The organism is Pseudomonas sp. FSL R10-1350 (assembly GCF_009600525.1).
Lineage (GTDB): Bacteria > Pseudomonadota > Gammaproteobacteria > Pseudomonadales > Pseudomonadaceae > Aquipseudomonas > Aquipseudomonas helleri.
The window spans coordinates 24,955-44,031 of sequence record NZ_WIVR01000017.1; the positions used below are offsets into that span (position 1 = coordinate 24,955).

Genomic DNA, 19,077 nt, shown 5'->3' on the forward strand with positions numbered 1-19,077 from the left:
ATCACCGTGAGCCGCCTGTTATTGAATTGCGACATTGGCGAAAGCTTTGGCAACTGGACCCTGGGCCTGGATGCCGAGGTGATGCCATTTATTGATTGCGCAAACATCGCATGCGGCTTTCACGCCGGTGATCCGGGCATCATGCGCAAAACTGTGGGCCTGGCGCTGGCGAACAATGTGCTGATCGGCGCGCACCCGGCGTATCAAGACCTGGCGGGCTTCGGTCGGCGCTCCATGGCCTACTCGGCGCAAGAGCTGCAAGACCTGCTGCATTATCAGATCGGCGCACTGGATGGCATCTGCCGCGCCCAGGGCTCGCGCGTCAGCTACGTCAAACCCCATGGCGCGATGTACAACGACATGATGGCCAACCCCGCGCAGTTGCGCGCCGTGGTTCAGGCGGTCGCCGCCTACGATGTCAGCTTGCCGCTGATGCTGATGGCCACGCGTGACAACAGCGCGGCCCAGGCCATTGGCGATGAGTTTGGTCTGACCCTGTGGTTCGAAGCCTTTGCCGACCGTGCCTACGACAGCGCCGGGCACTTGGTCTCGCGCCAGTTACCCGGCGCCGTGCACCATCAAGCAGATGTCATCGTCCAGCAAGCGCTGACGATTGCCGCAGGCCAGCCTTTGACGGCCAGCGACGGCAGCGCCTTGCACCTGCACGCCACGACCTTGTGTGTACACGGCGACAACGCCAGCTCGGTGGCGGCCGTGCGGCGCATTCGTGAAGCCCTGAACCAGCAGGCGCAGCCATGAAGCCGCGGATTGAAGTCGTGGCCATCGACTGCCTGATGCTGCGTCTGTTCGATGAAATCTCGGAAAGCAACATGCCGTGGATGCTGGCGGCCAGCGAGCGACTGCGCGCTGTATTTGCCGACCATCTGATAGACCTGGTGCCGTCCTACACCACCTTGATGGTGCATTACGACGGCTTGGCGCTGACCCCGGCCGAGGCCCGGCACATGATCGGCCAGGCCATCACGGACCTGCGTCCCGAAACACAGCGCCTTGGCCAGCGCCATGTGCTGCCGGTGTGGTACGACCTCAGTGTCGGCCCGGAACTTTCGCTGCTGGCCGCGCGCATTGGCGGCCCCGTCAGTGAGGTGATTCGCCGCCACAGCGAGCGTGAATATCAAGTGTTCGCCTTGGGCTTCGCCCCCGGTTTCGCCTTTATGGGGCTGGTCGAAGAAGCCCTTGCCGCGCCACGCCTGAACACACCGCGCAAGCGTGTGGCCGCAGGCAGCGTGGGCATTGCCGAGCGGCAAACGGCGGCTTACCCGGCGCAATCGCCCGGTGGCTGGAACCTTATCGGCCGCACCCCGAGCGCTCTGTTTGATCGCAATCGAGAGGGCTACAGCTTGATGCAACCCGGCGATACCGTGCAATTCGAGGCTGTTTCCCACGCAGAATTCATCCGTTTAGGCGGTGACGACACGCCTCAGGAGGCTTTTGCATGAGCCGTTTACTGATCAAGGCCAGCAACCCGATGTGTCTGTTGCAAGATGCCGGACGTTTTGGTGTACGGCATTTGGGCGTGACCCAAGGCGGAGCCGCAGACTGGTTGTCGATGACGTGGGCCAACTGGCTATTAGGTAATGCGCCAGGCGCGGCGGTCATTGAGATCACCTTGGGCGGCATGAGCCTGATTGCCCAGAGCGATTGCACCCTGGCGCTGGCGGGCGCCGATCTGGCGGCAAGCGTCGACGGTAAAGCACTAAAGCCCTGGCGGTTTATCGAGTTGAAAAAAGGCCAGACCCTGAGCTTTACCCAGCCACTGTTGGGCGCTCGTGCCTATCTGGCAGCCCCCGGCGGGTTTGTCGCGCCGCAGGTACTGGGCAGCAGTGCAACGGTGGTGCGTGAGCAACTGGGTGGCCCCGATGGTTTCGGTCGTGCGTTGGCCATTGGCGATGAGCTGAATTACACCGCAGAGCCGTCTGCGCTACGTGACATTCCCCTTGCGCAACACCCCGGCTTTACTGCCAACCCCTTGCTGGATGTGGTACTGGGCGCGCAGATCGGCGCGTTTAGTGGGCAAAGCACGTTCGATGCCTTCAATCAGCCGTGGACCCTCGACAGCCGCGCAGACCGCATGGGTATCCGCTTGCAGGGCCCGGCGCTGGAGTATCAGGGCGCGCCGATGATCTCTGAAGGCATTCCGCTGGGCGCGATCCAGGTACCGCCCGATGGCCAGCCAATTGTCTTGCTCAATGACCGGCAGACCATTGGCGGCTACCCGCGCCTGGGGGCATTAACCCCTTTGGCGCTGGCGCGTTTGGCACAATGTGTGCCGGGGGAGACCGTCTACTTGCGGCCTGTCACCCAAGAAGCCGCACAGCGCCAGCACCAGGCTTTTATGCAACGCTTCATCTAACCCCGAACCCCGTAGGAGCGAGCTTGCCTCGCGATCTTTTGATCTTTTAAAAAGATCGCGAGGCAAGCTCGCTCCTACAAAAAAAACGGGATTACTTAGCCAAAAACCGCATCCCTTCTTCCAGCCCGTCCAGGGTCAGCGGGTACATCCGGTCTTCAACCAGGTCCTGCACAATCCCGGTCGATGCCGTGTATTTCCAGGTATCTTTAGGATACGGGTTAATCCAGATCAGCTTTTTATATTTCTCCATAAAACGCTGCATCCACTTGTAGCCCGGCTCTTCGTTCCAGTGCTCGACACTGCCCCCGGCGTGGGTGATTTCATACGGGCCCATCGCTGCGTCACCGATAAAAATCACTTTGTAATCGGCGCCGTAGGTGTTGAGCACATCTTGTGTGGCGATACGTTCGACGTGGCGACGCTGGTTGTTTTTCCACATCGACTCATAAATAAAGTTGTGGAAGTAGTAGTACTCCAGATGCTTGAACTCGGTCTTGCAGGCCGAGAACAACTCCTCGCAGGTTTTTACGTGGGAATCCATCGAGCCGCCAATATCGAACAGCAACAACAGCTTGATGTTGTTGCGCCGCTCGGGCCGCATCTGGATATTCAACAACCCGGCATCGCGGGCCGTGTGGTCGATGGTGCCGTCGATATCCAGTTCATCGGCGGCGCCCTGGCGGGCAAACTTGCGCAGGCGACGCAACGCTACCTTGATATTGCGGGTGCCCAACTCGACCTGATCATCGAGGTTCTTGTATTCACGCTGTTCCCAGACTTTCGCCGCCTTGCCCTGACGCGCCCCGGCATCGCCTACTCGAATCCCTTCAGGGTGATAACCGCCCGAGCCAAACGGGCTGGTGCCGCCTGTGCCGATCCACTTGTTGCCACCGGCATGGCGTTCCTTTTGCTCTTCAAGGCGCTGTTTGAACGCCTCGATCAGCTTGTCCAGGCCGCCCAGCGACTGCAATTGCGCCCGGTCCTCGTCACTCAGCGAGCGTTCAAACTCTTTGCGCAACCAGTCCTCAGGGATCAGCGCCTCAAGGTGTTCATTGAGGTTTTGCAGGCCGTTGAAATAGGCGCCGAAGGCACGGTCAAACTTGTCGAAATGGCGCTCGTCCTTCACCAGGATCGTACGCGCCAGGTAGTAAAACTCGTGCATGTCGGCGAATGTCACACGGTTTTTCAGCGCGTTGATCAAGTCCAGCAGTTCGCGCACTGAAACCGGCACCTTGGCCGCACGCATTTCATTGAACAGATTAAGCAGCATGCTTATCGCCTTCTTGAAAAATCAGCGATTGCCGCGACGGCTCATAAACGCCAGACGCTCCAGCAATTGCACGTCTTGCTCGTTTTTCACCAGCGCGCCGGCCAGTGGCGGGATCGCTTTGGTCGGGTCGCGCTCACGCAGCACCGCTTCGCCAATGTTGTCGGCCATCAGCAGCTTGAGCCAATCCACCAGTTCGGACGTCGACGGCTTTTTCTTCAGACCGGGTACTTTTCGGACATCGAAGAACACGTCCAGCGCTTCACTGACCAGCTCTTTCTTGATGTCCGGGAAGTGCACGTCGACGATCTTCTGCAGCGTGGTGCGATCCGGGAAGTTGATGTAGTGGAAGAAGCAGCGGCGCAGGAACGCATCCGGCAATTCTTTTTCGTTGTTGGAGGTAATGATGATGATCGGGCGGACCTTGGCCTTGATGGTTTCATCGGTCTCGTAAACGTAGAACTCCATCTTGTCGAGTTCTTGCAGCAGGTCGTTGGGGAACTCGATGTCGGCCTTGTCGATTTCGTCGATCAGCAGGATGACCCGCTCTTCGGCCTCAAAGGCTTCCCATAATTTGCCTTTTTTAAGGTAATTGCGCACATCGTGCACTTTGTCCACGCCCAGTTGCGAATCGCGCAAGCGGCTTACGGCGTCGTACTCGTACAGGCCTTGATGGGCCTTGGTGGTGGACTTGATGTGCCAAGTAATCAGCTTGCAACCAAAGGACTCGGCCAGTTGCTCGGCGAGCATGGTCTTACCGGTGCCGGGTTCGCCCTTGACCAGCAGCGGGCGCTCCAGGGTGATCGCTGCGTTGACCGCCAGTTTCAGGTCATCAGTGGCCACGTAGGCGCGGGTGCCTTCAAACTTCATCTGCAATTCCTCAAACCATGATCCAGGCCTGCAAGGGCAGGGCGGGGGGCAAAAAAGTATGTCCGACTATAACGCGACGTCCGCCTCAGGTGAACGCAGACGCCTTATTCAGTCTCTGACTGAGGCGTCACGACTGGACGCGATGAACCGTGAAGCCTACCCTTGGGGCCTTCCCAAAAGGTGCATAAGGACCCCGCCATGAGCCGCATTTTTGCAGATAACGCGCACTCCATCGGTAACACACCTCTTATTCAGATCAACAAAATTGCGCCGCGTGGCGTGACCATTCTGGCCAAGATTGAAGGGCGTAACCCTGGCTATTCGGTGAAATGCCGGATCGGCGCCAACATGATCTGGGACGCCGAGAGCCGTGGCGTGCTCAAGCCGGGCATGACCATTATCGAGCCAACTTCCGGCAACACCGGGATCGGTCTGGCCTTCGTGGCTGCTGCACGGGGTTACAAATTGGTGCTGACCATGCCGTCTTCGATGAGCCTTGAGCGGCGCAAAGTGCTCAAGGCGCTGGGGGCTGAGCTGATACTCACCGAGCCGGCCAAGGGCATGAAGGGCGCCATTGATAAAGCTGCTGAAATTCAGGCCAGCAACCCTGAGCAGTACTTTATGCCACAGCAATTTGATAACCCGGCCAACCCGGCGATCCACGAAAAAACCACCGGCCCGGAAATCTGGAACGATACAGACGGCGATGTGGATGTGCTGGTCGCGGGCGTGGGCACCGGTGGCACCATTACCGGCGTATCGCGTTACATCAAACACACCCAGGGCAAACCGATTCTGTCGGTCGCCGTTGAGCCGATCACGTCGCCGGTGATCACCCAGGCGCTGGCCGGGGAGGAGATCAAGCCCTCGCCGCATAAAATTCAGGGCATTGGCGCAGGTTTTGTGCCGAAAAACCTCGACCTGTCGATTCTCGACAAAGTTGAGTTGGTCGGCGACGACGAGTCCAAGGCCATGGCCCTGCGTCTGATGCACGATGAAGGCATCTTGAGCGGGATCTCCGGCGGTGCAGCCATGGCCGTGGCCGCACGCCTGGCTGAAACCCCGGAAATGCAGGGCAAGACCATCGTTGTGATCTTGCCGGACTCGGGCGAGCGCTACCTGTCGAGCTTCTTGTTCAGCGACCTGTTCAGCGAACAGGAATTGCAGCAGTAACACCGAAGGTCCTGTGGGAGCGGGCTTGCTCGCGATAGCCGGAATCGCGAGCAAGCCCGCTCCCACTCGTTACTGATGACTCAAATCAAACGATCTAAACACCTGCTTATGCATAATTACGCTGTTATTGAGTAGTACTTAAGACTGAATGTTGGAATGCGCGGGTTTTGTCCTGCGTCGGTAGTGTTTATCATGGCGGGCTGCCACGGCGGGCTTTTGGTGCCGCACGGTATTTTCGAGGAGTTGTTGCATGACCTTATCCTTCGCCATCAAGGCAGGGCTCATACTGCTGTTTGTCGGCAGCATCCTGTACGTGCATTTGCGCGGCAAGGCGCGTTTGCCGGTGTTACGCCAGTTCGTCAACCACTCCGCATTCTTTGCGCCCTACAACGCGCTGATGTACTTATTCTCGGGCGTGCCGTCCAAGCCTTATCTGGACCGCAGCAAATTCCCCGAGCTGGACGTACTCAAAGACAACTGGCAAGCCATTCGTGAAGAAGCCATGCACTTGTTCGACGAAGGCTATATCCGCGCCGCCGAGAAGAACAACGACGCCGGCTTTGGCTCATTCTTCAAAAAAGGCTGGAAGCGTTTTTACCTCAAGTGGTACGACAAACCGCTGCCATCGGCCGAACTGCTGTGCCCTAAAACCGTAGAGCTGGTCAACAGCATCCCCAACGTCAAAGGCGCAATGTTTGCCTTGTTGCCGGGTGGCAGCCATCTCAACCCGCACCGCGACCCGTTTGCAGGTTCCTTGCGCTATCACTTGGGGTTGTCGACACCGAACTCCGACGCGTGCCGCATCTTCGTTGACGGCGAGGAATACGCCTGGCGCGATGGTGAAGACGTGATGTTCGACGAGACCTACGTGCACTGGGTGAAAAACGAAACCGACATCACCCGCGTGATCTTGTTTTGCGACGTCGAGCGCCCGTTGACCAGCCGCCTGATGACCCGCATCAATCGCTGGGTCAGTGCGCAACTGGGCAAAGCCACCGCCCCGCAAAATCTCGACGACGAACGCGTAGGCGGCATCAACAAAGCCTACGCCTGGAGCAAAAGCTTCAGTGACCGCTTCAGCGGCGTAGTCAAACAATGGAAACGCCGCAACCCCAAGCTCTACCGCATCGCCCGCCCGGTGCTGGCCGTGATCGTGCTGGTACTGCTGTGGCGTTGGTTGTTCGGTTGATTTGAGGCGCGCAATAAAAAACCGCTCTAGATGAGCGGTTTTTTATTGGAGAAATTAAATTAGCGGCCCGCTAAAACACCTGTTGGCTCATTGGCTTTGCTGCCGTTCAACGCAACCTGTAGAAAGCGCTGCTGATGATTTGAAGCAGTAGCCCCCTCTGATTTTCCGTCGGGCCGTGTTTTTAGTGGAGACGGTGTCGGGTTGATTGCTTGCATATTGCCACCGTTTTGGTTGTTTATTGATCAGCGAGATCGATACTAGTCCTAATCCAAGCGTACGACAAGGCGGCTAAATGCATCGAATTGAAACCCCAGGTCGCGATATACCGGTAGCGCACCTTGTGCTGGCTCTTGAATTTCCAGCCATTCGCTGCCGATGAGTCTTGCATACTGTTCAACGGCAATCATAGTCAATGCGGCTATGCGGTTTTTCAGAGGGTGATGGCTGTCAGGTTTGCCTTCGAGTCTGACGATTTTGGTTCGCAGTCGACTTTGATTCGGGTTAGCGAAACAGAGCCCGCACAATTCTGCTCCAGACCATATTGAAAGGTCCAACGACCACGGCTCCCTAGCTTTCCACTCTGGAATTTTCTCCCAGGAAAAATGGACGTTATCGCCCCATTCGACGAGCGCAGCGAGCGCTTCGCTATCAATGGGCTCAAATCTGACTATGCATAGAGCACCATCCTTGGTGACATTTGACTCTGCCAGAATTGAGTGCGCGATGGCTCTGGCCTGTGATTTCAATAATTGATGCTTGAGCCGGATTCTAGGTTTGGGCATAGGTTTTGCTGAATTCTGGGAGTCGATGCGGAGTGCACTGTTGTACTGGACACCGACGTGTTTTAAATCTGTTCAGTCATTGCAATAAGTGTCGAGCGCTGGTTATAGTCAGCGCTCGTTGAGCCAATGGCTCATACCACTCTCTTCAAAAGAATCAGCACATGCCGGTTTCCCTTACTCACAGCGTTGTCGTTCCAGCAGTCTTTGCTGGCGTGATGCCGTGCGGGGGCAAACAGCCTGTGCAGATCAGCCACTATCCCCCTCCTGTCAGCCGCACCGTGGTGAACGTCGTTGTTTCGCCACCGGGTGTTGGTGTTGCGGGCTAAGCAGAGCTTTCGGCTGCCCGTACCCGTCTAAAAAACCATTGAACTTCAGCTTCGGCTGTGTTGGCTTTTTATGTCTGATGACAGGTGTTACCCATGCTTTCGATTTCTAAAGAATCCGCGTTTGCGGCGGCGTCCACGAGCCTGTTTGTACTGCTGTGGAGCAGCGGTGCGATTTTCTCCAAGTGGGGGTTGGCCCATGCTTCGCCCTTTGCCTTTCTGTTGATTCGTTTTGCCATCGCTCTGCTGGCGCTGGTGCTGTTGATCCCGTCGATGAAACTGCAGATGCCACGCGGCGCCAAAGCCATTGGTTATGCACTGGCCACCGGGACGGTGCTGCTGGGCGCGTATCAGATTTTTTATCTGCTGGCGCTGGACCTCAAGGTCACGCCCGGCGTCATGGCCACGGTGATGGGTGTGCAGCCGATCCTGACGGCGGTGATTCTGGAGCGTCGTCACTCTTTTAGCCGTTCGTTGGGGCTCATGCTGGGGCTGACTGGCTTGATTCTGGTGGTGTACCAAAACATTGGTCTGGCCGGTTTGTCCTGGGGTGGAATGCTCTGTGCGTTGTTGGCGTTGGCGAGCATGACGGCGGGCACTTTGATGCAAAAACGCATTACCCAGAACCCGCTGGGTACATTGCCGTTGCAATACTTGGCCGGGTTGCTGTTGTGCGCGGTGTTTGTGCCGTTTCAACCGTTCCACTTTGAACACGGCGCAGGCTTTGTGGTGCCGGTGTTGTGGATGGGCTTGGTGGTGTCGGTGCTGGCGACCTTGCTGTTGTACCGGATGATCGCCCGGGGCAATCTGGTGAACGTCACCAGCCTTTTCTACCTGGTACCTGCGGTCACAGCAGTCATGGACTACCTGATCTTTGGCAACAAACTGGCCTTGCTGAGTGTGCTCGGCATGGCCTTGATCATCATCGGACTGGTCTTCGTGTTCCGTAAAACTACCCGTTAACCCGCATCGCCCTGTAGGAGCGAGCTTGCTCGCGATCTTTTGATCTTTTAAAAGATCGCGAGGCAAGCTCGCTCCTACAGGGCATTTTTATTGGGCTTGAGCACCAGCCACAACGCTGCGGCGATCAGCAGTCCGCCGTACAGGTGCGCGATTGACAGCGGTTCGCCCAGAAACAAGGCGCCCCACAAGATCCCGAAGGGCGGGGTCATAAAGGTCACGGTCATGGATTTGACCGGGCCGATGTTGGTCAGCAAACGGAAGAACAAGATGTAGGCAAAGGCTGTGCACACCAGCCCAAGCCCCATCAACGACAACCATACCCGTGCACCGCCCCAATCGGCTGGTGGTTGATTGAGCAGGCTCAGACCAAACAACGGCAGCAGAAACAAGGTCGCCCCGAGCATGCTGCCCATGGCCGAAAGGCGCGGGTCAAGCCCGCCTTGTTGGTCCAGCCAGCGGCGCGCCAAAAAGCCCGCAAAGCCATAGCAGATCGTCGCCAGCAGGCAGGCGAGGGCGCCCATCAGCAAGTTCAGGTCAAAGGCCACCGGCCCGGCACCGGTCAACACCCCGACGCCAAATAACCCGAGAAATACCCCGGCCAGCTTGGTGAGGGTGAGTTGTTCGCTGAAAAACAGTCCGCCAATCAATACGCCCATCAGCGGCGTGGTCGCATTAAAGATGGCCGAATACCCCGCGGGCAATACTTGCGCCGCAACCGAATACAACGTGGCAGGCAACCCGGAGTTGATCACACCCAGGATCAACACCACCTTCAACTTGCCGCCGAAGTTCCAGCTGACGCGCATCAGCACCAACATCACCAGCAAGCCGGTAGCGGCAATCGAAACCCTGAAAAATGCGGTGGGAATAGAGCCGAGCACTGGCGCGATGATTCGCATAAACAGGAAACTGGCGCCCCAAATGCCGGCCAACGACAGCATGCGTACAAAATCTGCGAATCTCACAAGGTTTCTCTTACAAGGATTAAGCCGCGCAGTGTAGGGGATGCAGGCAGCAAGGCAATGGTTGCGCGCAATTCCTACAGATTCGTGCACAACCGCTTAAATCTGCGACAATCGCCGCCTGCCTTTACCAAGACTTTTGCGCACCTGATGACTGACGAATCGCCTGCTATCAACCAACTGTTGAAAAACCTTGATCACGCCATGATTGCCGACCGCCACAAGTTGCGTCGGCAGTTGCATGAGCTGCGCAAGAAGCCTGATGACGCCAAGCTGGCGGCCTGGGCCGAGCGTGTGCAGGCCTCATGCGCGCAGGTCACTGCGCGAGCAGCCAGCGTGCCGTTGGTTCGTTATGACGAAAATCTGCCGATTGCAGCCAAGCGCGACGAGATCAAGGCGGCGTTGCTCAAGCATCAGGTGTTGATTCTGGCCGGTGAAACCGGTTCGGGTAAAACCACTCAATTGCCGAAAATCTGCCTCGAAATTGGCCGCGGCCAGCACGGCTTGATCGGTCACACCCAGCCTCGCCGGATTGCTGCGCGCAGTGTTGCCAGCCGGGTCGCTGAAGAACTGGGCACGCCGCTGGGGGCGCTGGTCGGCTATCAAGTGCGGTTTGAGGATCAGAGTGATTCCAACACCCTGATCAAGCTGATGACCGACGGCATACTGCTGGCCGAAACCCAGCACGACCGTTACCTCGAGCGCTATGACACGATCATCGTCGACGAAGCCCACGAGCGCAGTCTGAACATCGACTTTTTGCTCGGTTATCTGAAGATCCTGCTGCCACGGCGTCCGGACCTCAAAGTCATCATCACCTCGGCCACCATCGACCTGGAGCGTTTTTCCAAACACTTCAACGATGCGCCGATTGTTGAAGTGTCCGGCCGTACCTTCCCGGTCGAAACCTGGTACCGCCCGCTGACCTCCGAGCAGGACGAAGAGGGCAACAGTGTCGAGGAGGACTTGAGTGTCGACCAGGCGATCATCGCCACCCTCGATGAGATCGCCGCCCATGAGCGCAGCGAGCGTAAAAGCCCCGGCGACGTGCTGGTGTTTTTGCCCGGCGAGCGCGAGATCCGCGATGCCGCCGAGATGCTGCGCAAGGCGCAACTCAAGCACACCGAAATTCTGCCTTTGTATGCGCGCCTGTCTCCGGCCGAGCAACAACGGATATTCCAGTCGCATCCGGGGCGTCGCGTGGTGCTGGCGACCAACGTTGCAGAAACCTCGTTGACCGTTCCGGGCATCCGCTATGTGATTGACAGCGGCACCGCGCGCATCAGCCGTTACAGCTATCGGGCCAAGGTGCAGCGCCTGCCGATCGAAGCTATTTCCCAAGCCAGCGCCAATCAGCGTAAAGGCCGCTGCGGACGGGTCGAGCCGGGGATCTGCGTGCGCCTGTACGCCGAGGAAGACTTCAACGGTCGCCCGGAATTTACCGATCCCGAGATTCTGCGGACCAACCTTGCAGCCGTTATCTTGCAGATGCTGCACCTGCGTCTGGGCGAAATTACCGCGTTTCCGTTTATCGAGCCGCCGGATGGCAAGGCCATTACCGACGGTTTCAACCTGCTGCAAGAGCTGTCAGCGGTTAACCGCGAGAACCAGCTGACGCCCCTGGGCCGCCAACTGGCGCGCTTGCCGGTGGACCCGCGCATGGGCCGCATGTTGCTTGAAGCCGCCAAGCTGGGCAGCTTGCAGGAAGTGTTGATCGTCGCCAGTGCCATGTCGGTGCAAGACCCGCGTGAGCGCCCGCCCGAGCGTCAGCAGGCTGCGGATCAGGCCCACGCACAGTGGAAAGACGTGGACTCGGACTTTGCCGCGCTGATCAATGTGTGGCGCGGCTTTGAAGAGCAACGCCAGGCCTTGACCGCGAGCCCGCTGCGCAATTGGTGCCGCAAGAACTTCCTGAATTATCTGCGGCTGCGCGAGTGGCGCGATTCGCACCGCCAATTGAGTTTGATCTGCCGCGACATGCAGCTCAGCGTCAATAAAGAGCCGGCCGACTATCCAAAACTGCACAAAGCGGTGTTGTCCGGTTTGCTCAGCCAGATCGGGCAGAAAACTGAAGACGGCGATTACTTGGGCGCGCGTCAGCGTCGCTTCTGGATCCACCCGTCGTCGGGCCTGGGCAAAAAACGCCCGCAATGGCTGATGACTGCCGAGCTGGTCGAAACCACCAAGCTCTATGCGCGAATGGTGGCCAAGATTGAACCTGACTGGATCGAGCCGCTGGCGGGGCACTTGATCAAAAAGAACTACTTTGAGCCGCATTGGGAAAAGAAACGCGGGCAAGTGGTGGCCTACGAGCAGATCACCCTGTACGGGTTGATTGTGGTCGGTCGGCGCGCGGTGCATTACGGCCCGATTGATCCGGTGCTGTCACGTGAGTTGTTTATCCGAGAAGGGCTGGTGCGCGGCGAGATTCAGTCGCGGGCCAAGTGCCTGAGCGCCAACGCCAAACTGCTCGAACAGCTCGATGAGCTGGAAGCCAAGGCGCGGCGGCGTGACATTCTGGCTGACGAAGAAACCCTCTATGCGTTTTACGACGCACGTCTGCCGGCCGAGATTCACCAGACCGCGACGTTTGACAGTTGGTACCGGGTCAATAGCCAAAAAGACCCGCAGTTGCTGATCATGCGCGAAGAGGACGTGCTGGCTCGCGAAGCCACCGAAATCACTGCCAAGCACTACCCGAACACCCTGCACTTGGGGGATTTGACCCTCGAATTGAGTTACCACTTTGAACCCAATCACCCGCGTGACGGGGTGACGGTTAAAGTGCCGGCGCCCTTGTTGCCGGTCTTGCCGCCAGAGCGCCTGGAGTGGCTGGTGCCGGGCATGATCGAAGCCAAATGCATTGCCCTGGTGCGCAGTTTGCCCAAGGCCTTGCGCAAAAACTTCGTCCCGGTGCCGGACTTCGTCAAAGCCGCGCTGCAACGCATGACCTTTGCTGAAGGTTCGCTGCCGCAGGCATTGGGCCGTGAACTGTTGCGCATGACCGGCGCACGGGTGACTGACGAAGCGTGGGCCGAAGCCGCGCAGCAGGTTGAGAGTCATCTGAAGATGAACCTCGAAATTGTCGATGGCGACGGTAAGTTCCTGGGTGAAGGTCGTGACCTTGCCGAACTGACGGCACGCTTTGCACAAGCCAGTCAGGCTGCTTTGGCGGTGCCGCAAACAGCCAAAAGCCAGCAGCCTGTCGAAGCCAAAGTCTTTGCGCCTGTGGCCGAGAAAACCCAGCAAAAGATCGCCGGGCTGTCGATGACCGTCTACCCGGCGCTGGTGGAAGAGGGCAATACCGTCAAGGAAGGGCGCTTCTCAACGCCTGCCGAGGCTGAGTATCAGCACCGCCGGGCCTTGCAGCGTTTGCTGATGCAGCAGTTGGCTGAACCTGCCAAGTTCTTGCGCAGCAAGTTGCCGGGCCAGACCGAACTGGGCCTGTTGTACCGCGAGCTGGGCAGAGTCGAGAGCCTGGTCGAAGACATCCTGTTGGCCAGCCTCGACAGCTGCATCCTTGAGGGCGAAGCGACGTTGCCGCGTGATGGTGCGGGGCTGGCGTCGTTGGCCGAGCGCAAGCGCGGTGCCTTGACCGAGCACGCAGAGAAGCTGGCCAAACTGACGCTGGACATTCTCAAGCTGTGGCACGGGCTGCAAAAGCGCTTCAAAGGCAAGATTGATCTGGCCCAGGCGGTGGCCCTGAATGACATCAAGCAGCAACTGAGCCATTTGGTGTATCCGGGCTTTGTGCGCGAAACCCCGGCGCAGTGGCTCAAAGAGCTGCCGCGCTACCTCAAGGCCATTGAAATGCGCCTGGAAAAACTGCCGGGTCAGGTGCAGAAAGACCGGGTCTGGAGTGCTGAGCTGGCAGGTTTGTGGGCCCAGTACCAGGCGCGTGCTGCCAAGCATGCTCAGGAAGGCAAGCGCGACCCGCAACTGGAGTTCTATCGCTGGTGGCTAGAGGAATATCGCGTGTCGCTGTTTGGCCAGCAACTGGGCACCAAAGTGCCGATTTCGGATAAGCGGTTGAGCAAGCAATGGAGTCTGGTGGACGCTTAAGCTCGATCCTGCCGGATGAGGTGTTTTCATAATTCGGCAAATCAGGCCAAATGTTGCCATTTATGGCAAACTTCGCGGCTATAACTACCTGACACGATTATTTTCGGCTTGAACAGAATAAGAGGAACGACCGTGTATAACGTCGTCATCAGCGGCACCGGCCTGTATACCCCGGCCAACAGCATTTCCAACGAAGAGTTGGTGCAGTCCTTCAACGCGTATGTGCAACAGTTCAACGCCGACAACGCTGACGCTATCGAGGCCGGTGACATCGAGCCTCTGGCCGAGTCCAGCGCTGCCTTTATCGAAAAAGCTTCAGGTATCAAAAGCCGCTTTGTGATGGACAAGGACGGCATCCTTGACCCGCAACGTATGCGCCCGCGTTTGCCTGAGCGTTCCAACGACGAGATGTCCGTGCTCTGCGAAATGGCCGTCGGTGCCGCCAGGCAAGCGCTGGAGCGGGCCGGCAAGACTGCCGCAGATATCGACGGCGTGATCGTGGCCTGCTCAAACCTGCAGCGCCCGTACCCGGCCATCGCCATCGAAGTGCAACAGGCGTTGGGCATTCAGGGTTTCGGTTTTGACATGAACGTGGCGTGCTCGTCAGCGACCTTCGGTCTGCAGACGGCCAGCAACAGCGTGCAACTGGGTCAGGCTCGCGCGGTGCTGCTTGTAAGCCCGGAAGTGTGCACCGGTCACTTGAACTTCCGTGACCGCGACAGCCACTTTATTTTTGGCGATGCGGCCACCGCCATTGTGGTTGAGCGCGCTGATCTGGCGACTTCCAGTCATCAATTCGACATCGTCAGCACCAAACTGCTGACCACCTTCTCGAACAATATCCGCAACAACTTTGGCTTCCTCAACCGTGCTTCGGACGAAAACCCCGACAGCCCGGACAAGCTGTTCGTGCAGGAAGGCCGCAAGGTATTCCGTGATGTCTGCCCGATGGTGGCGGAGCTGATCGGCCAGCACCTGGAAGAAAACAAAGTCGAAGTGGCGGACGTCAAACGCTTCTGGCTGCACCAGGCCAACCTGAGCATGAACCACCTGATCGTCAAGCGCCTGCTGGGCCGCGAAGCGTCGGTTGAAGAAGCGCCGGTGATCCTTGATACCTACGCCAACACCAGTTCTGCCGGTTCCGTGATTGCCTTCCACACTTACCAGGATGATCTGGCCAGTGGTTCGCTGGCGGTACTCAGCTCGTTCGGTGCCGGCTACTCGATAGGCAGCGTGATCCTGCGCAAACGCTGATCCACGCTCAAAGCCACATCCTGTGGGAGCGGGCTTGCTCGCGATTCAGGCAGCTCGGTTTGTCTTGAGCACCGCGTTGTTTGCATCGCGAGCAAGCCCGCTCCCACCAGGGTGGTTGATTCTGCCCCGGGAGCGTTAATGGCTGCTGCTGACGACTCTGAAATACTCCAGCGCCTGCTCGCCGGTGAGCAACAGGCTTTTCGGCAGTTGGTCAGTACCTACCAAGGGGCCATGCTCGCCGTGGCTTATGCGATTGTCGGCAGTCGGCATGCCGATGAAGTCGTTCAGGACGCCTGGTTGTCAGTGGTGCGCAACCTGCGCGGGTTCGAAGGCCGTTCCAGCCTCAAAACCTGGCTGTTGACCATCACCGCCAACGCCGCCAAAACCCGCCTTAAACACAATCGTCGCGAAGTCTTGCTCGACGACCTGCCGTCACCCCACGGTACGGTTGATGATGAGCGTTTTGCCAGCGATGGCCACTGGTTGTTGGGGCCTTATGCCTGGCATCAGGACACACCGGAAGCGCTGCTCACGGAACAAGAGTTGCGTGAATGCCTTGAGCGCACGTTGCTCAGCCTGCCGCAACTGCAAAGCTCGGTGCTGGTATTGCGTGAACGCCAGGGGCTGGAGTTGGAGCAGATTTGTAATCTTCTCGATATATCGCTCTCTAATGCCCGAGTGCTGGTGCATCGTGCCCGGCTTAAAGTCTTTGCGACCGTGGAGCATTTCGAGGAGACCGGCGAATGTTGAGCTGCAAGCAATACGTTGCGCGATCAAGTGACCACATGGACCGGCAGTTGAGTGTTCGTGAGCGTTTGCAGATGCGCCATCATTTGCTGTTTTGCCCCAATTGTCGGCGCTTTATCCGGCAAATGCGCTTGATGAGTGCCACGTTGAAGGCGCTGCCCGAACCGCTGCCCATTGACCTGGACGCGACGGTTGAACGGATGCTGAGCGAGCAATCGCGTCAGCGGTAAGGCGCAAGCGCGAATGCCGTCGGGGATGTGATGGGGACCGACGGCATTCGCGCACTGCGGGTTAACACAAGCCGGTGAAAGCGTTCAGCGGCTTGTTTGTTGCGTGAAACGGTTTAGAACTTGGCTTCTACGTCCAGTTGCAGCGTGTTGGTGCTGGCATCTTTCTGGGTGGAGGTTGCGTAGTCAGCCTTGGTCAGGAAGTACGTCACGCCGACACCAAAGTTCTTGTCGATTTCGTAACCCACTTTGAACTTGTGACCGCGAGAGCCGGTAGTGCCGTTGGCGAAGTCAGAGTCAGTGAAGGCGCCGACCACAGCGTTACGCTGAACGTCGCGGTAGTTGTAGTCCAGGCTGAAGGCGTTGAGCTTGCTCTTGAAACCCACCAACCAGGCGTCGTCCTGATCGCTGTCGGTCTCGGAGTTGTGCACGTATTGGCCGTACAACGACAGCGGAACCGGCAGGTTGGCGATGTCGACCTGACCGAAGCCTTCCCACAGGCGGAACTCGCTGGTGCTGTTGCCGTTAACGGCCAGGGCGCACGGCGTGGTCTTGGTGCCGGTGGTTGGGCAGCGGCTGTCTTCGTCGTTGTGGAAGCCGTAAACGCTACCACCCAGGGTCACTTTCAGGCTGTCGGTCGGTGCGAAACGTGCACCCAACTGGCCGGCATACATGCTCAAGTCATTTTTGAACTGCACGCCATCGCCGTTCACGTTGTCTTTGAGGGTGTAGTAGCCGGTGCTGCCGAACACTTCGACGCCGCTGCTGCCCAGGTTGGTTTTGTAGGAGGCAGACACACCTTCAGGGTTGATGTCGCTATCCCAGATCACGTCGCCCATGCTGACCCACTGTTGTGGCATCTTGCCGCCCACCAGGTGCAGGTTTTTGATCGCTGTCGGGTGATAGTCAACGTAAGCCATGTCCAGCCACAGCTGCTTCTTGTCGAAGTAGTTGTCCAGGTCCTGGTTGGTGGAGCGTGCGTCGTCGCTGCCGCCGGTGGCGATACGGATGCCGGTGTTCACTTGCGGGTTGATTTCGGTGTAAGCACCCAGGCGAGCACGAATACGTTGGCGGTCACGGTTTTTGCCATCGGATTCGCCATCAATTTTGACGGTTTCCTGACGGACCCGAACATCGCCCTTGAATTCGGTTTTGGCAGCCCAGGCCACTTTTTGTTCGAAAGCGCTGAGGTCAGATTTTTTAACCTGGTCTGCAGCGGCTTCTTGTTGAGCTTGTTTCTCGCTGGTCAACTCGGTTTGCAGTTCGGCGTACTGCGCCGCAGAAATAGAGCCGTTTGCCTTGAGCATTTCCAGTAGTTTTGCATCAACGCCAGCGCTTGCTGGAACACTCATGCCTAATACCAGCCCGCCACACAGTCCCGCCGCAATCCGTGTAGAAACAAGACGCATATGAATCTCCCAGTAGTGAGATGGACGTTGCCACCCCAAAAACACTCGGCCCTTATGGGCTCGCTAATATGATGTTTACGTGGGTTGATAAGCGCTCACTCATAACCCCGACTTCTAAGAAGCGGCGCCAGTATCACGATTGGATATGACAGAAAAGTGGCACAGTGATAGCAACTCTGTGACAACGCACTCTCGAGCTGAATCGACTCATCTGCAGGCGTGGGTTTCTAACGGGTCCAGCCATTGTGTTGAAATGTAAAAGGCGCAGTGTCATAAGCGGGTGCTAACATCGCCGTTCTAACGCAATAGCCCGGGGCTTTTGAATGCCGTTACAACGTCTGGACAGCCTGTCCGCCATCTCGGCCGAGCAATGGGATGCGCTGGTGCCGGTGGCGCAACCGTTCCTTCGCCATGGATTCCTCAGTGCGCTGGAGGACAGTGGCAGCCTGGGCCCGCATTCCGGCTGGCAGTCTGAACACCTGCTGCACGTTGAAAACGATCGCGTGCTGGCGGCATTGCCCAGTTACCGAAAATGGCATTCCTACGGCGAGTACGTGTTCGATCACGAATGGGCCAATGCGTGTGAACGGGCCGGGATCGAGTACTACCCAAAACTGCTGACCGCAGTGCCTTTCAGCCCGGTCAGTGGCCCGCGATTGCTGGCCGCACGGCCTGAAGACGGTTTTGAATTATTGGCCGCTTTGCCCGGTTATCTGGAGATCGAAGGGCTGTCCAGCGCGCACATCAACTTCACCGATGCGCTTGCGGATACCGCGTTGGCGCAACAGCCCGGTTGGTTGCAACGGTTGGGTTGTCAGTTCCATTGGCAAAACCGCGAGTACCGCGATTTTCAGGATTTTCTCGACGTTCTGAGTTCGCGCAAGCGCAAGCAAATGCGCAAAGAGCGCGAACAAGTGGCGGGGCAGGGGTTCGAGTTCGAATGGCTGGAGGGCCAGCAGGTGACCGAGGCGCAGTGGGATTTTGTCTACGCCTGTTACGCCAACACCTATGCGGTGCGACGCCAGACGCCGTACCTAGCCCGTGAATTTTTCAGCTTGCTGGCCGAGCGCATGCCCGAAGCGATTCGCGTGGTCCTGGCCAAACAAGGCTCAACCCCGGTAGCCATGGCTTTTAGCCTGATCGGGGGCGGCAGCTTGTATGGTCGTTACTGGGGCTGTCTGGCCGAGTTCGACCGTTTGCATTTCGAAACCTGTTTTTACCAGGGCATGGATTACGCCATTGCTCACGGCATCCAGCGGTTTGATGCCGGCGCTCAGGGCGAGCACAAGCTGATACGCGGCTTTGAACCAGTGATCACGCACTCTTGGCATTACCTGCGCCATCAGGGCTTGAAAGCCGCTGTCAGTGATTTTCTGGCGCGTGAGCGAGAGGGCGTGCTGGCCTATGCCGAAGAGGCGAGAACGGCGCTGCCATACCGGCAGGCCTGATTCTCGCCGGTTTGGCAGCAGGTGGAG

At 58.0% G+C, this 19,077-nt stretch carries 16 protein-coding genes; 11 read left to right on the forward strand and 5 right to left on the reverse strand.

Going from position 1 to position 19,077, the window contains the following annotated elements; all coding sequences use genetic code 11:
* Positions 1-6: 6 nt before the first annotated feature.
* Genes GHO25_RS10400 through GHO25_RS10410 form a run of 3 tightly spaced genes read left to right on the forward strand, consistent with a single transcriptional unit; the run spans position 7 to position 2,374 of the window.
* Positions 7-759 (forward strand): 5-oxoprolinase subunit PxpA, encoded by a 753-nt coding sequence (locus GHO25_RS10400; RefSeq protein ID WP_048371573.1) that lies wholly within the window; start codon positions 7-9, stop codon positions 757-759.
* On the forward strand, positions 756-1,460 hold the full coding sequence (locus tag GHO25_RS10405) for an allophanate hydrolase subunit 1 (protein WP_048371571.1): 705 nt from the start codon (positions 756-758) through the stop codon (positions 1,458-1,460). The genes GHO25_RS10400 and GHO25_RS10405 overlap by 4 nt, the downstream gene beginning before the upstream one ends.
* Positions 1,457-2,374 (forward strand): biotin-dependent carboxyltransferase family protein, encoded by a 918-nt coding sequence (locus tag GHO25_RS10410; RefSeq protein WP_048371570.1) that lies wholly within the window; start codon positions 1,457-1,459, stop codon positions 2,372-2,374. Before GHO25_RS10405 ends, GHO25_RS10410 begins: the two co-directional genes overlap by 4 nt.
* Positions 2,375-2,465: 91 nt before the next feature.
* Here the strand turns inward: GHO25_RS10410 and GHO25_RS10415 are convergent, their stop codons facing one another.
* Together GHO25_RS10415 and GHO25_RS10420 are read right to left on the reverse strand one after the other, a co-directional pair.
* Entirely contained in the window at positions 2,466-3,644 is a 1,179-nt protein-coding gene (locus tag GHO25_RS10415; protein WP_048371568.1) for a VWA domain-containing protein, read from the reverse strand.
* Positions 3,645-3,665: 21 nt separating this feature from the next.
* Positions 3,666-4,511: a MoxR family ATPase gene (locus GHO25_RS10420; RefSeq protein WP_048371566.1), complete on the reverse strand. Its 846-nt coding sequence runs from the start codon at positions 4,509-4,511 to the stop codon at positions 3,666-3,668.
* A 198-nt stretch (positions 4,512-4,709) separates the two neighbouring features.
* Here GHO25_RS10420 and cysK point away from each other — a divergent pair, with 198 nt between their 5' ends.
* Positions 4,710-5,684, forward strand: coding sequence for a cysteine synthase A (gene cysK / locus GHO25_RS10425; RefSeq protein ID WP_048371564.1), 975 nt, complete (start codon positions 4,710-4,712; stop codon positions 5,682-5,684).
* A 250-nt stretch (positions 5,685-5,934) separates the two neighbouring features.
* Entirely contained in the window at positions 5,935-6,873 is a 939-nt protein-coding gene (locus GHO25_RS10430) for an aspartyl/asparaginyl beta-hydroxylase domain-containing protein (RefSeq protein ID WP_048371563.1), read from the forward strand.
* A 263-nt stretch (positions 6,874-7,136) separates the two neighbouring features.
* Here GHO25_RS10430 and GHO25_RS10435 read toward each other — a convergent pair whose 3' ends face one another.
* Positions 7,137-7,655: a hypothetical protein gene (locus tag GHO25_RS10435; protein ID WP_153329296.1), complete on the reverse strand. Its 519-nt coding sequence runs from the start codon at positions 7,653-7,655 to the stop codon at positions 7,137-7,139.
* Positions 7,656-8,074: 419 nt separating this feature from the next.
* On the opposite strand from GHO25_RS10435, the gene GHO25_RS10440 reads away from it, so the two are divergent.
* Positions 8,075-8,941 carry a DMT family transporter gene (locus tag GHO25_RS10440; protein ID WP_153329298.1) on the forward strand — a complete coding sequence of 289 codons (867 nt, stop codon included), beginning with the start codon at positions 8,075-8,077 and terminating at the stop codon, positions 8,939-8,941.
* A gap of 74 nt (positions 8,942-9,015) precedes the next feature.
* Here the strand turns inward: GHO25_RS10440 and GHO25_RS10445 are convergent, their stop codons facing one another.
* Positions 9,016-9,882, reverse strand: coding sequence for a DMT family transporter (locus GHO25_RS10445; RefSeq protein ID WP_153390757.1), 867 nt, complete (start codon positions 9,880-9,882; stop codon positions 9,016-9,018).
* Positions 9,883-10,053: 171 nt separating this feature from the next.
* Between GHO25_RS10445 and hrpA the strand changes: the two genes are divergently transcribed.
* The 4 genes from hrpA to GHO25_RS10465 all read left to right on the forward strand — a co-directional run bounded on the left by hrpA (position 10,054) and on the right by GHO25_RS10465 (position 16,196).
* Entirely contained in the window at positions 10,054-13,965 is a 3,912-nt protein-coding gene (hrpA, locus tag GHO25_RS10450) for an ATP-dependent RNA helicase HrpA (RefSeq protein ID WP_153390736.1), read from the forward strand.
* A gap of 132 nt (positions 13,966-14,097) precedes the next feature.
* Entirely contained in the window at positions 14,098-15,219 is a 1,122-nt protein-coding gene (locus GHO25_RS10455) for a beta-ketoacyl-ACP synthase III (protein ID WP_178110053.1), read from the forward strand.
* Positions 15,220-15,357: 138 nt separating this feature from the next.
* Complete coding sequence (locus GHO25_RS10460; RefSeq protein ID WP_153390737.1) at positions 15,358-15,969, forward strand: RNA polymerase sigma factor; 612 nt, start codon at positions 15,358-15,360, stop codon at positions 15,967-15,969.
* The gene (locus GHO25_RS10465; RefSeq protein WP_153390738.1) at positions 15,963-16,196 is read left to right on the forward strand and encodes an anti-sigma factor; all 234 of its coding nucleotides are present in this window, start codon (positions 15,963-15,965) and stop codon (positions 16,194-16,196) included. Before GHO25_RS10460 ends, GHO25_RS10465 begins: the two co-directional genes overlap by 7 nt.
* A 113-nt stretch (positions 16,197-16,309) precedes the next feature.
* On the opposite strand, the gene GHO25_RS10470 is transcribed toward GHO25_RS10465, so the two are convergent.
* Positions 16,310-17,602 (reverse strand): putative porin, encoded by a 1,293-nt coding sequence (locus tag GHO25_RS10470; protein ID WP_048371551.1) that lies wholly within the window; start codon positions 17,600-17,602, stop codon positions 16,310-16,312.
* Positions 17,603-17,925: 323 nt separating this feature from the next.
* Between GHO25_RS10470 and GHO25_RS10475 the strand changes: the two genes are divergently transcribed.
* Positions 17,926-19,050 carry a GNAT family N-acetyltransferase gene (locus GHO25_RS10475; RefSeq protein ID WP_153390739.1) on the forward strand — a complete coding sequence of 375 codons (1,125 nt, stop codon included), beginning with the start codon at positions 17,926-17,928 and terminating at the stop codon, positions 19,048-19,050.
* Positions 19,051-19,077: the final 27 nt, after the last annotated feature.